Consider the following 13,113-nt stretch of genomic DNA (forward strand, 5'->3'; position numbering starts at 1 on the left):
GATTAGTCAAATTGCGTACAAGCGCGGATTGCATCAAGTACGAGGGATTTATCCGTATCGGTTGCCACATAGGCTTGACCGAGGGATTTGAGAAGGACTAAACGTAATTTACCTGCCAATACTTTTTTATCACGCATCATATGTGGCAAATAATCTTCAGGTTGCATCGTATCTGGGCTGACAGTCGGCAAATTCGCACGCGCCAATAATTTTTCTAAACGACCCACATCATTTTTGGATAAATCACCGAGCATTTCTGACAGTGCGGCAGCCATCATGGAACCAGCCGCCACCGCTTCGCCGTGCAACCAGTTGCCGTAACCAAGATGGGTTTCAATGGCGTGACCAAAAGTGTGTCCTAAATTCAGCAATGCGCGGTCGCCTTTTTCTGTTTCATCACGCGCCACCACATCCGCCTTGATTTGGCAACAACGCGCAATGCAATATTGCAATGGGGATTGTTCCAACGCAACCAGTTCATCAATATGTTGTTCCAGCCATTCAAAGAACGGTAAATCTAAAATAGCACCATATTTGATCACTTCTGCCAAACCTGCATTAACTTCGCGTTTTGGCAGGGTATTTAAGGTGGTGGTATCAATAATGACGGTAATTGGTTGATAAAATGCGCCAATCATATTTTTACCCAATTCGTGATTCACGGCGGTTTTGCCCCCTACCGAAGAATCGACTTGTGACAGCAAGGTTGTTGGGATTTGGATAAATTTGATACCGCGTTGGTAACTGGCGGCAGCGTAACCCGCGACATCACCAATTACACCGCCACCGAGCGCAATGAGCGTTGTATCACGTCCGTGATTTTCGCGTAAAAGTGCGGTGAAAATGTCGTTTAAAGAATCGAGGGTTTTATATTTTTCACCATCTTTGAGTTGAACGCTGCTAACTTGGCACCCTAGAGATTCAAGGGTTGCAGTGACAGTGGATAAATACAAGGGAGCAATGGTTTCATTTGTCACGATCATCACTTTATCGCCCGATTTCAGCGGATAAACAGCAGGATTTTTGAGCAAATTTTCACCGATATAAATTGGGTAACGGCGTTCTTTTAATTCCACATTTACACACAACATATTTTGCTCCTTGCTTTATGTTAGATTTGCGTATTATCAATTAAATCAATAATTTGATTTGCCATTACCTTGGCGCTTTGTTCATCTGTCGGCAAAGTAATGTCTGCCACTTCTTCATAAAGTGGATTGCGAATTTTAGCCAATTCTTCTAACACTTGACGCGGATCTTCCACATCTTGTAATAAAGGACGTTTTTTATCGCGTTGCGTACGTTCAAATTGTTTATCCACAGTGGTTTCTAAGTAAATAACAATACCACGTGCGGATAAATGATTGCGGTTATCCTTTGATAAGACCGCACCACCACCCGTTGAAAGAACAATGCCTTGTTTTTGTGTTAATTCATTGATGATACGTTCTTCACGCTTACGGAAACCTTCTTCACCTTCGATATCAAAAATCCAGCCAATATCTGCGCCCGCACGTTCTTCGATAACGCTATCGGAATCCACGAATTCCATTCCTAATTGTTGCGCCAATTGACGGCCAATTGTGCTTTTACCTGCCCCCATTGGACCGACTAAGAAAATATTACGTTTTTCTGCCATTGTTATTTTTCTGCTTTCACAATCATTAAAAATAGATCCTAATTTGCCAAAATCAGGTAGCAAAATAGAGATCACCTAAACTGAAGAATTATCGGCTAAAAGCCCCTTTTTTTCAAGTTTATTCGGGATTTTATCTGTAGATAAAATAAAAAATGCACGGTGGTCGTGCATTTTTAAACTTTATTTCAATTTATTTGATACTAACAATTTTTCTTTTCTTCTCTAGGCGTAATACACCCAAATGAGTCATATAACAACAGAAAATACAGCCACATACGGCGAATAATAGAAGATAGAAACCAGCATCCCAACCAAATTTTTCTGCTAAAATACCGAATAATGCTGTACCGGAAAAACTACCTAAAATATAACTTAATAAGCCACGCAAACCTGTAGCTGAACCGGCTGCAAACGATGGAACTAATTCAATGGTTTGTAGTGAAGATAGAAACATTGGTACATAAATCAAACAACCGATAATCCCTGCGCCGATAGTAACGGTTAACAGATCGTTACCTCCCCAATACACAAACATTGCGATACCGACCCCCGTTAACGTAATAATAGCTAACGGCATGCGTCGCCCTTTAAAGTAAGTGTCAGTCAACCAGCCAGCCAATAATGTGGATGGAATCGCAGCCCACTCGAAAATAGCAAATGCCGTTGCCATTTGTCCTTTAGAAAAACCTTTGGTTTCTAATAAGTAAAGTGGTAACCAAGTCAATACGCCGAAACGAATCATGTAGGTGAATACATCGATAAAAGAAACAAACCATACATTAATGTCTTTCACAATGTAATCGCGAAAAATTTCCCATGTGGTTAATTTTACTTCTTCAGATTTGGTTACAACTAATTCATCTTGTTCTGTACCAAGAATTTGAGCTGTTGGTGGTAAACCTTCATTATAAGTACGACCCGCACCATAAATATAAAAGATAAGCGCAATCACAGTAGCAATAGCTGTTGGTACAATAAAGTGTGCGGCTTGCCAATGTTCACTACCTAACCACGCAATACTTGCTCCAGCAATTGGTGCTACTAGACCACCGCCCACATTATGAGAAACATTAAATATCGCTGTGATTACCCCTCGGGATTTACGCGGAAACCAGTTTGCTAACACTACATAAGCAGGCCCTGCCCCCATTCCTTGGAAAATTCCGTTCAAAATACATAAAAACAAGAATACCCAAAAAGATGCACTGAAGCCCATCATTAGGTTAACCAATCCTGACATAACCAGACCAAAAATCATGAAATGTTTTGGGTTGGAGTTATCTGCAAAGGCTGACATAAAACCTTTACTTAAACCGTAAACCACCAGCATTGTTCCGGAAATAAATCCAATATCTTTTTTGGTAAATCCGAAATCGCTGATTAATTCAGGAGATGAGAGTAAAAAGTTATTGCGTAGAATATAATACGCAGTATAACCAATAAAAATACCAAATAGTGCCTGCCAACGTAATCGGTTATAACGTTGACGAATTTCTTCATTTGGCACAGGTTGGCCTGGCTTCGAGGCTAAAAAGGAAATCATAATATTACTCCATAAATAAATTATTGATTAAAGATTTGTATTTCTAATGTTAGAAATTAGATGGTATGTTAATATGGGTTAGAGCAAAGTCAATATATTGATTTTTAAGTCAAAATTGTCTCATTTATTAAGATTGCGTGTCAAAAATGACACAAGTTAGAATATTTTAAATCCATAAGTATTAATTCTTAATTAATTGGGGCAAAATTGGGGTAATAATAGATTTGTAAATTTTTAGAAAATTTTTATTTTGTGATCGGAATCACATAAAAAGGCGACAAAAATGAAGAAATTTTGTTTAATACTTATTTTTCTTTTAAATATATTCTTTCCAGTCAAGGCAAAAGAGTTAGTCATTGCAACTTCATTTTCCCCTGATACCAGTGAATACTTAGCTCAACAATGGCAAGCTATCTATCCTGATAAAAAGATTAGATTAATAAATCGAACGGTGAATTCATTAACACAGTTATTAACGCGATCCAATGTGGAAGATGTAGATCTTATTATGAGTTCTTCACCTTTCCTATTTCAGCGATTACAGGATTCTCAACGTTTATTGATTTTACCGGAAAAATTACAGAAAAATCATCACTGGGTGCCTAAAAGCCTGGCAACCACCACGACCACTGTCGCCTTTTCCGGTTATGGCATTTTTTACCACAAAGAACTCTTAAAAACACTGAATTTACCCGCACCGACGGACTGGGACAGCCTGATGAATTCAAACTATTTCAATAAGTTATTAATCAGCTCGCCCTCTCGTTCAGGAACTAATCACATCATGTTGGAAATGTTGCTACAACAACGCGGTTGGCAGCAGGGATGGCAGGATTTTCTCACGCTGGCAAGTAATGTTTCTTTAATTTCATCCCGGAGTTTTAACGTGGCGGAAAAAATTCAAATGGGATTAGCCGCGGCAGGATTAAGTATCGACACCTATACGACTTATACTCACGACGATCCCCAGGTCGGATTTGTTTATTTTCCGCGTTCCGTTATTTCGCCGACATTTATTGCTATCCATAAAAACAGCCGAAATATTGAAGATGCACAAAACTTCATTAGCTATCTGCTTTCGGACAAAGGACAAAAAATCGTGGCCGAACACCGTTTCGCCAAATTTCCCGTTGTGGATTTACCGAAAAATGACCGTTTATATGCGCAACAACAGAAATTATTGGCGGAACCTTTATTGGATTATGATTTATTACTGGCCCGCCAATATTTAGTCGAAAAATTATTCGATATCGCCATTACTTTCCGCTTAACTCAATTAAAAGAAGCCTGGGCGGTAATTTATGCAAAAGAGAAAAAAACAAACAAAAAACTGACCGCACTTCGTCAAATTTTAACAGCGATTCCCGTTGACGAAAAACAAGCCAATGACGAAATTTACTTATCCCGATTAAAAAATGATCGCAGTTTTGCCGTTCAACAGGAAAAGCAATGGGCAATATTCTTTCAGCAACAAATTAATCGGGTATTAAGCCAAATTGAGGAAGAATAACAGTGAATAAATCCGGTATTATTAAAACTCTAAAAAATGCTTTAAATATGGGGTTATTATTTACCTGCATTATCGGCACCGTCAGTTTAATTTCATGGTATCAGCAGCATAAACAGGTGAATTACATTTTAAATGATTATTTTCCTAAAACGAACCTAGCATTAAAGTTAGATGACAATGTCAATTCTTTTATCAACGAATTGGATCGTTTTTCCGCCGTGAAAAATAATCCGGTTCGTCAGACTATGTTTAAACAACTTAATCTGCAATTAATCGAAATTGAAAAAAACGCTTTAGCGTTAACAGAACCTGATAACCAAACAATACTTTCCCAAAACATATCCGATTTGAAATCATTAATCGGTCAAATAGACAATAATATTTCGCAATATTTTTATATTGAACAAAAGAAACAGGAATTATTTACTAAAATTCAATGGCTGCATGACGATTTTAATAATGAAATTGTGGCGTTAGGGCAAGAATTAAACTGGCAGCAAATCAACTTTACCGAGCCGGGCGAACGCGCACGAAAGACCTTAATGCTGAATCTACAAGATGAATTACAAAGCATGACCAAATTAAAAAATATGGAAGAACAAATAAAAAATGAAATCACACAATTTATTTATTCATTGGAACAACAAAATATTAGTGAAGGATATCAAAATCTAAAAAACATCATTCTGAATATTTATTTAAACGAACAAAAGAAACCGAATAAAGCCAGTCTGGCGACTTTACAACAAATGGTAGAAACGCTGGTTAATATTACTAAACCGGGAGAAGAATTAGATCTGTTAATTACCAATATAAATAACCATCAGCAATCTCTGAATAATATTGCTTCGCATCAGGAAAAAATATTGTATGCTATCCGTAATTTGACCGATAAAATCTTATCGAAAACAAAAGATAAATTCAGCATGCTGAATGGTCAGCTGAAAACTCAAACGGAAATCAGCGGAATGATTATTTTGATGTCCTTAATGATTATTTTATTATTTATTTGGCTGTTTAATCGTTTTTATTTACAAAAACATTTAACCAAACGTTTTGAAGAATTAATTGAATCCGTCAAATTATTAAACCAAGGAAAAGAAGATCCGCCTATTCAAATCATCGGTAACGACGAAATTTCAGAAATTAATCGACTATTAAAGAAACATACCGAAATTTTGCAGGAACGACGGATTATTCAACAAAATTTACAGGATACGCAAAACGAATTAATTCAAACGGCAAAACTCGCGGTGGTCGGGCAAACCATGACCATGCTGGCGCATGAAATTAATCAGCCGTTAAATGCGATGTCTATTTATCTGTTCAATCTGAAAAAAATGCTGCAACAACAAGATTACCACCAAGTGGCGGATTATACGGCAAAAATTACCGGACTAACGGAACGAATAGGACGCATTGTAAAAGGCCTGCGCCAATTTACCAAGCGGACTAATCAAATGGAACCTTTGCAACCCATCGATCTGCATACGGTGATTAACGAAGCCTGGTCATTACTTGAATTGCGTCATCAACCGCTGCACGCGATCTTATCCGTTCAGGGAAATGCGACGATATTGGGTAATAACCTGCTGTTGGAACAGATTTTTGTCAATTTATTCAACAATGCGTTGGAAGCGTGTAAAAGCCGACCGCATATTTCGGTGAAAATCACCTCCGAGCGACAAAAAACTTATGTTTATGTGGAAGATAACGGTATCGGTTGGCAAACCGATAATATCAATAAATTGTTACAACCTTTTTACAGCAGTAAAGAAGTCGGTTTGGGCTTAGGATTAACAATCTGTCGCCATATTATGAACCAATTCAACGGAAACCTTTATATCGCTTCCAGTTTTCAACAAAGTGCGGTCATTATTTTAGAATTTCCGCAACTATATCAAAAAATTACGGGTAACCATCATGAAAAATAAAAGCCAAGTGTTGTTAATCGACGACGATCCGGATGTATTGCAGGCTTATCAGGCATTGCTGGCTTTAGAGAGCGACGAAAAAGGCTATGAAATTATCGCACTGAATAATCCGTTAGACGCTGAATCCATCATTACGGAAGACTGGCAAGGCGTGGTGGTGAGCGATATTTATATGCCGCAATTGTCCGGCTGGCAGTTGCTTGAACGGTTGCACGAAAAGGATAAAAATCTCCCCGTCATTTTAATTACCGGACACGGCGACGTACCAATGGCGATCGACGCCATGCAAAAAGGCGCGTTTTATTTTATCGAAAAACCGGTGGATCCCGAACGTTTGCTGCAACAAATCGATCTGGCGTTAACCCAGCGTCAGGCGCAATTGGCGTTAAAACATTGGCAACAACAAGAGCTGGAAACTCATCTTATCGGGCAAAGTAAATGGATAAAAAATTTACGCCGGCGTTTACAGCAATTATCGCAAACGGATTTACCCATTTTTATTTTCGGCGAAATCGGCACGGGAAAAACCTTGACCGCACATTATCTGCACGAATTGGCTAAAACGCGTTTTCCGCAAAAACAAAGTCTCGAACTTCTCGGCGAATGCGATACCGAAGAATTGCAATCTCAATTAAACGCCGCGCAAAATACGACGTTCATTATCAAAAATATTGAATATTTGACCAATGCAGCGCAAAAATTACTGGCTCAGTTTATTTTACGCAACCCCAATGCCAGAATTATTGCCCTCAGCCAATATTCCCCGCAACAATTATTGGCGCAGGCCAAATTGTTGCCCGAATTGTTTTATTCGTTTTCCCTGACCCAAATCGAATGCCTGCCGTTATCTCATCGCACGTCGGACATTGAGCCCTTGTTCCGTCATTATCTCGCCGTCACCTGCGATAAACTGAATAAGAAAAAGCCCGCCATAACGGAAGCATTCATCAAGCAATTATTGTCCCAACAATGGCTGGGAAATATCAGCCAACTGATTCATACGGCGGAACTTTACGCGGTGGGCATCACCGTACAGAACGATAATTTGCATTTCACGCAAGATAAGAAAGCGAATTATCGCTCGACAGTTTAATTGAAGAGTATGAAAAAAATATTATCGCCGACGTGTTAGACCGCTTTCAGGGCAAAATTAACGATGCCGCCGCTTATTTGCAGATTCCCCGCAAAAAACTCTATTTGCGCATGAAAAAATACGATCTCAACAAAGAAGATTATAAAGAATAGAGATTACCTATCTTTAATGGTTTTTACTGCTTGTCAGATAAACTTTTCTTGTTATAACGGTAGAAAATACCCCAGTATCTTATGATTAGCTAAAATACTGGGGCATTACGAGAGAATATAGAGAATTAAGCTTGTGCTTTTAATCTTTTTTCGCGGCGGATTTTTTTCTCTTCTGCGATGGCGACAAAGCCCAATAAAATTAAACAGGCAATCACAGAAATATCTAATGCCGCAAAGGTGCCCGCCCATCCTGTTAAACCGAAAATTGGTGTACCGTCAGCGATCATGCCTAAACCTAATTTTGCGAAGCTATCGCCGATTAAGTAAGCGAACGTGCCTTTAACGCCATCAGCGACAGCGATACCACGTTTTGGTACGAAGCCTACCGCGGCTACGCCGATAAGTAATTGAGGGCCGAACACTAAGAAACCTAAGATGAATAATGCACCTAAATACATATATTCATTGGTCGCGTGTTGGTAGAACTCAAGCATAAAAATGATTAATCCTAAGGCGATACAAGCCGTTAAGCCACGGCGACCATTCGCTAAATCTGACAAATAACCCCATAAGAATGTGCCTACTAAGGCGCCCACTTCAAATAAGGCGAAGCCTGAGATGGCTGCTTCTTTGGTGAAACCCAGTTGTTCGTAAGCATAAACAGGTGACCATTGGTCGATACCGATACGCACGATATAAAGGAAAACGTTGGCAAAACAAAGTAACCAAATGACTTTATTTTTTAATACGTAATTCACAAAGATTTGCCATTTGGTGAGCTGTTCTTTTTCCGCATGAAGATCTTCTTCAGAAATTTCTTCGCCGAATAATTCTTCTGCTTTACCTAAGCCGTAGGCTTCTGGTGAATCGCTTCCGTAACGTAAGCCAATAAAGCCGATAATCAATGCCACAATCGATGGGAAGATGAACATACCGATAACATGACCATTAAAGACCACATTCGCACCAAATAACGCCACACCTGCCGCTGCCGCACCACCTACGTTGTGCGATAAGTTCCAGAAACCAAGGAAGGTTCCGCGTTTTTTGCGTGGTGTCCATTTGGTAATGGTCGAGTAGCTTGATGAGCCGCCTGTGGATTGGAAGAAACCACTTAACGCATAGAACGCCACCATTAAGAATAATGATACGCTGCCATGCCCCATGCTCGCGCTAAAGCCAAGCATACAAAGTGCGGATAAAATGAGCATAAACGGCACAAATTGTTTCGTATTTTTACCGTCTGCATAGTAAGAAACAACGGTTTTACCCACACCGTAAGTAATTGAAAAACCTAAACCAATTAAACCTAAGTCGGTTTTTGTTAACCCGTAGGTTTCAATCATATCATTTTGTGCAATGTTGAAATTTTTACGAATTAAATACATTGCCATATAACCGAAAAATACCACCAAATAAGATTGCATAAACGGTTTAAACCACATTTTACGGCGTTCTTCCACAGGAAGATCCAGCGTTGGTTTTCTTACTTCTTCAAGAAATTTAAGCATAAGAGAATCCTAAAATAATAGTTGTTTTATTGTCTTATATAAAGCCATCTATAAAGGATAGATAGACCCTAAAAGAGCGCGAATGATCTACTAATTTTGTTTGCTTTGCAATAGGGGCGGTTTATATTTATCAAAAATCTGAATGTCTTTTTTGATTTAGCGCAAGGAAAGTTTTAATGATTTCCGAAATACCTAAAACAGGGTAATAAAAACTAACCATTCCTATTTTATAATTTAAGTCAGTAAAAAAGCCTTTCAGCAGGAGCTAATTTGACGGAGAAACACCTACCGCGCCGCCGGTTTTTACGTGGGGAATTTTTCACTGCGTTGCAATCAGACAGCGTTAAAACCCAGGGTTTTCAAGGTATTCGCCCCCCTTGGTCGAAATCGGAAGAAGACTTTGTGGCAGGTTGTACACGCTGTGGTGATTGCATTGCTGTTTGTGAAACACAAATTTTGGTTAAAGGCGATGGGGGTTTTCCTGAAGTTAAATTTGCGCTGGGTGAATGTACTTTTTGTCAGAAATGCGTAGAAGTTTGTAAACAACCTATTTTTCGACCGCACTTTTCTCAACCAAACTTGGGCGAGCAAGCAGAGCAACCTTGGTCACATAAAATTGAGATACAAAGTCGCTGTTTGGCATTTCATGCGGTGGAATGTCGGGCTTGTGAAGATAACTGTGAAAGCCGCGCGATTCGATTTAAGCGTGAAATAGGTGGGGTAGCCAAACCGCAGGTCGATTTAGACCGTTGCAACGGCTGTGGTGCCTGTATAGGTGTTTGCCCTGTCAGTGCGGTGAGAATATTGAGAGAATGATGAGTAATTTTGATTTAAACAAAAGCTGGTATGTGTGCAGCCTTGTGGTGCAAGCTAAACCTGCAAAACTTGAGCAAGTTCAAGCAGATATTTTGAACATTCCGCACAGTGAAATTCACGGTGTGAAAGAAGAGGAAGGCAAGATTATCGTGACCATTGAAAGCGATAGACAACTTGCGCTAGCAGATAGAATTGATGAAGTAAAAGAAATTGATGGAGTGATTGTCGTTTCGTTAATTTCGAACTATCTCGATGAGAAATAATTGTGGGGATTTCGATCCTCCACTGCTATCAAAACGGACACACGCAGTGTGTCCCTACAAGCGGTTTAATTTTTAACTTAAGTGGGAAACATTATGGAACTTAATCGTAGAGATTTTATGAAAGCTAATGCGGCGATTGCAGCTGCTGCGGCTGCTGGTATGACGATCCCTGTGAAAAACGTCTATGCGGCTGATGATATGGGGATTAAGTGGGATAAAGCACCGTGCCGTTTCTGTGGTACGGGCTGTAGCGTATTAGTGGGTACAAAAGATGGGCGTGTTGTGGCAACCCAAGGCGACCCGGATGCAGAAGTAAACCGTGGTTTAAACTGTATTAAAGGCTATTTCTTATCCAAAATTATGTATGGTGCTGACCGTGTTCAAACGCCATTACTACGTATGAAAGACGGTAAATTCCACAAAGAAGGGGACTTTACGCCGGTTTCGTGGGATCAAGCCTTTAGCATTATGGCAGATAAAATCAAAACGATTTTAAAAGAGAAAAAAGATCCAAATGCAATCGGTATGTTCTCTTCTGGTCAAACAACGATTTTTGAAGGCTATGCCAAAGTGAAACTTTGGAAAGGTGGTTTACGTTCAAATACCATTGACCCGAATGCGCGTCACTGTATGGCTTCGGCAGCGGTTGCCTTTATGCGTACTTTTGGTATGGACGAGCCAATGGGCTGTTATAACGACATTGAAAAAACCAATGCTTTCGTGCTTTGGGGTTCAAATATGGCGGAAATGCACCCAATTTTATGGAGCCGTATTTCTGACCGCCGTTTATCTGATGACAAAGTGAAAGTTGTGGTAATGTCCACTTTTGAGCATCGTTCTTTTGAACTTGCGGATACACCAATTATTTTTAAACCGCACTCAGATTTAGCGATTCTCAACTATATCGCCAACTACATTATCCAAAACGATAAAGTGAATTGGGATTTTGTGAATAAGCACACCAAATTCAAACGTGGCGAAACCGATATTGGCTACGGCTTACGTCCGGAACATCCGTTACAAAAAGCGGCGAAAAATGTGAAAACAGCGGGCAAAATGCACGATTCTGATTTTGAAGAATTCAAGAAAATCGTTGCACCTTATACCTTAGAAAAAGCCCACGAAATTTCAGGCGTGCCAAAAGATCAGCTTGAAGCGTTAGCAAAAATGTATGCGGATCCAAACCAAACAATGGTTTCTTTCTGGACAATGGGCTTTAACCAGCACACTCGTGGCGTATGGGTAAACCATATGATTTACAACGTGCATTTATTAACCGGTAAAATCTCAACCCCGGGTTGTGGCCCGTTCTCATTGACCGGTCAGCCGTCCGCTTGTGGTACTGCACGTGAGGTGGGGACTTTCGTACACCGTTTACCGGCGGATATGGTGGTAACTAATCCGAAACACGTAGAAATCGTAGAAAAAGCGTGGAAATTACCGAAAGGTGCGATCCCAACCGTACCAGGTTACCCTGCGGTGATGCAAAGCCGTATGTTAAAAGACAGTAAGATGAATTTCTTATGGCAACTTTGTACTAACAATATGCAAGGCGGCCCGAATATCAATGAAGAAATTTTCCCGGGCTGGCGTAATCCGGACAACTTTATTGTGGTATCAGACCCTTATCCGTCTGTAAGTGCGGTCGCTGCGGACTTAATTTTACCAACCTGTATGTGGGTGGAAAAAGAAGGGGCTTATGGTAACGCAGAACGCCGTACTCAATTCTGGCGTCAGCAAGTGAAAGGCCCGGGCGACTCTCGTTCAGATTTATGGCAAATTGTCGAATTTTCAAAATACTTCAAAACAGAAGACGTTTGGAGCGAAGAGCTATTAGCACAAATGCCTGAATATCGCGGCAAAACCCTTTACCAAGTGCTGTATGAAAATGGCGAAGTGAATAAATTTGAAACGCCGAAAAATGTTCCAGGCTATTTAAATGATGAAGCAGAGCACTTCGGTTATTACCTACAAAAAGGCTTGTTTGAAGAATACGCACAATTTGGGCGTGGACACGGACACGACTTAGCGTCATTTGATACTTATCATCAAGTGCGTGGTTTACGTTGGCCGGTGGTAAAAGATGAAAAAACGGGCGAGTTCAAAGAGACACTTTGGCGTTACCGTGAAGGTTTCGACCCTTATGTAAAAGAAGGGGAAGGCGTGGCATTCTACGGTTATCCGGATAAGAAAGCGATTATTTTAGGCGTGCCTTATGAAGGTCCGGCAGAAAGTCCTGATGAAGAATATCCGTTATGGTTATGTACCGGTCGTGTGCTTGAACATTGGCATACAGGGACAATGACACGCCGTGTACCTGAATTACACCGTGCATTCCCAAATAACCTCTGCTGGATGCACCCTGCGGATGCGAAGAAATACGGCTTACGACACGGCGATAAAGTGAAATTAATTACCCGCCGTGGTGAAATGATTACTCACTTAGACACCCGTGGTCGTAATAAATGTCCGGAAGGTTTAATTTACACCACCTTCTTTGATGCAGGGCAGTTAGCTAATAAATTAACGCTAGATGCAACGGATCCAATTTCAGGCGAAACCGATTTCAAAAAATGTGCGGTTAAAGTGGTGAAGGCGTAATAAAGTGCGGTCAAAATTGGCAAAATTTTTTGAAAATTTGACCGCTTGTAG

Annotated in this window: 11 protein-coding genes; 7 read left to right on the forward strand and 4 right to left on the reverse strand. The window is 40.1% G+C overall.

Annotated elements, in window-relative coordinates:
- Nucleotides 1–2: 2 nt before the first annotated feature.
- The 3 genes from aroB to E7T07_RS00595 all read right to left on the reverse strand — a co-directional run bounded on the left by aroB (nucleotide 3) and on the right by E7T07_RS00595 (nucleotide 3,182).
- Nucleotides 3–1,091 (reverse strand): 3-dehydroquinate synthase, encoded by a 1,089-nt coding sequence (gene aroB, locus E7T07_RS00585; protein WP_135708998.1) that lies wholly within the window; start codon nucleotides 1,089–1,091, stop codon nucleotides 3–5.
- A gap of 20 nt (nucleotides 1,092–1,111) precedes the next feature.
- Nucleotides 1,112–1,639: a shikimate kinase AroK gene (gene aroK / locus E7T07_RS00590; protein WP_135708999.1), complete on the reverse strand. Its 528-nt coding sequence runs from the start codon at nucleotides 1,637–1,639 to the stop codon at nucleotides 1,112–1,114.
- A 190-nt stretch (nucleotides 1,640–1,829) separates the two neighbouring features.
- Nucleotides 1,830–3,182, reverse strand: a complete 1,353-nt coding sequence (locus tag E7T07_RS00595) for an MFS transporter (RefSeq protein ID WP_135709000.1) — start codon at nucleotides 3,180–3,182, stop codon at nucleotides 1,830–1,832.
- A 283-nt stretch (nucleotides 3,183–3,465) separates the two neighbouring features.
- Between E7T07_RS00595 and E7T07_RS00600 the strand changes: the two genes are divergently transcribed.
- The 4 genes from E7T07_RS00600 to E7T07_RS11055 are packed head-to-tail and all read left to right on the forward strand — an operon-like array spanning nucleotide 3,466 to nucleotide 7,871.
- Nucleotides 3,466–4,692 carry an ABC transporter substrate-binding protein gene (locus E7T07_RS00600; RefSeq protein WP_135709001.1) on the forward strand — a complete coding sequence of 409 codons (1,227 nt, stop codon included), beginning with the start codon at nucleotides 3,466–3,468 and terminating at the stop codon, nucleotides 4,690–4,692.
- Nucleotides 4,693–4,739: 47 nt separating this feature from the next.
- Nucleotides 4,740–6,626, forward strand: a complete 1,887-nt coding sequence (locus tag E7T07_RS00605; RefSeq protein WP_246046045.1) for a sensor histidine kinase — start codon at nucleotides 4,740–4,742, stop codon at nucleotides 6,624–6,626.
- Nucleotides 6,616–7,719, forward strand: coding sequence for a sigma-54-dependent transcriptional regulator (locus tag E7T07_RS00610; RefSeq protein ID WP_246046048.1), 1,104 nt, complete (start codon nucleotides 6,616–6,618; stop codon nucleotides 7,717–7,719). The genes E7T07_RS00605 and E7T07_RS00610 overlap by 11 nt, the downstream gene beginning before the upstream one ends.
- A 32-nt stretch (nucleotides 7,720–7,751) precedes the next feature.
- Entirely contained in the window at nucleotides 7,752–7,871 is a 120-nt protein-coding gene (locus E7T07_RS11055) for a helix-turn-helix domain-containing protein (protein WP_246046055.1), read from the forward strand.
- Between the two features lie 125 nt (nucleotides 7,872–7,996).
- Here the strand turns inward: E7T07_RS11055 and uhpT are convergent, their stop codons facing one another.
- The gene (gene uhpT, locus E7T07_RS00615) at nucleotides 7,997–9,382 is read right to left on the reverse strand and encodes a hexose-6-phosphate:phosphate antiporter UhpT (RefSeq protein ID WP_135709003.1); all 1,386 of its coding nucleotides are present in this window, start codon (nucleotides 9,380–9,382) and stop codon (nucleotides 7,997–7,999) included.
- A gap of 270 nt (nucleotides 9,383–9,652) precedes the next feature.
- Between uhpT and napF the strand changes: the two genes are divergently transcribed.
- From napF to napA, 3 genes are all read left to right on the forward strand, one after another.
- Nucleotides 9,653–10,198 (forward strand): ferredoxin-type protein NapF, encoded by a 546-nt coding sequence (gene napF, locus E7T07_RS00620; RefSeq protein WP_135709004.1) that lies wholly within the window; start codon nucleotides 9,653–9,655, stop codon nucleotides 10,196–10,198.
- Nucleotides 10,198–10,461, forward strand: a complete 264-nt coding sequence (locus E7T07_RS00625; RefSeq protein WP_135709148.1) for a chaperone NapD — start codon at nucleotides 10,198–10,200, stop codon at nucleotides 10,459–10,461. The genes napF and E7T07_RS00625 overlap by 1 nt, the downstream gene beginning before the upstream one ends.
- A gap of 93 nt (nucleotides 10,462–10,554) precedes the next feature.
- Nucleotides 10,555–13,062 carry a nitrate reductase catalytic subunit NapA gene (napA, locus tag E7T07_RS00630; RefSeq protein WP_135709005.1) on the forward strand — a complete coding sequence of 836 codons (2,508 nt, stop codon included), beginning with the start codon at nucleotides 10,555–10,557 and terminating at the stop codon, nucleotides 13,060–13,062.
- The last annotated feature ends 51 nt before the right edge of the window (nucleotides 13,063–13,113 follow it).

Source organism: Actinobacillus porcinus (assembly GCF_901764995.1).
Classification (GTDB): Bacteria; Pseudomonadota; Gammaproteobacteria; order Enterobacterales; family Pasteurellaceae; genus Exercitatus; species Exercitatus porcinus.

Coding starts and splice junctions, on each gene's coding strand:
- uhpT (WP_135709003.1), bottom strand. CDS start 9,382: ATGCTTAAATTTCTTGAAGAAGTAAGAAAACCAACGCTGGATCTTCCT.
- E7T07_RS00625 (WP_135709148.1), top strand. CDS start 10,198: ATGAGTAATTTTGATTTAAACAAAAGCTGGTATGTGTGCAGCCTTGTG.
- E7T07_RS00595 (WP_135709000.1), bottom strand. CDS start 3,182: ATGATTTCCTTTTTAGCCTCGAAGCCAGGCCAACCTGTGCCAAATGAA.
- E7T07_RS00605 (WP_246046045.1), top strand. CDS start 4,740: ATGGGGTTATTATTTACCTGCATTATCGGCACCGTCAGTTTAATTTCA.
- E7T07_RS00610 (WP_246046048.1), top strand. CDS start 6,616: ATGAAAAATAAAAGCCAAGTGTTGTTAATCGACGACGATCCGGATGTA.
- E7T07_RS00600 (WP_135709001.1), top strand. CDS start 3,466: ATGAAGAAATTTTGTTTAATACTTATTTTTCTTTTAAATATATTCTTT.
- aroK (WP_135708999.1), bottom strand. CDS start 1,639: ATGGCAGAAAAACGTAATATTTTCTTAGTCGGTCCAATGGGGGCAGGT.
- aroB (WP_135708998.1), bottom strand. CDS start 1,091: ATGTTGTGTGTAAATGTGGAATTAAAAGAACGCCGTTACCCAATTTAT.
- napA (WP_135709005.1), top strand. CDS start 10,555: ATGGAACTTAATCGTAGAGATTTTATGAAAGCTAATGCGGCGATTGCA.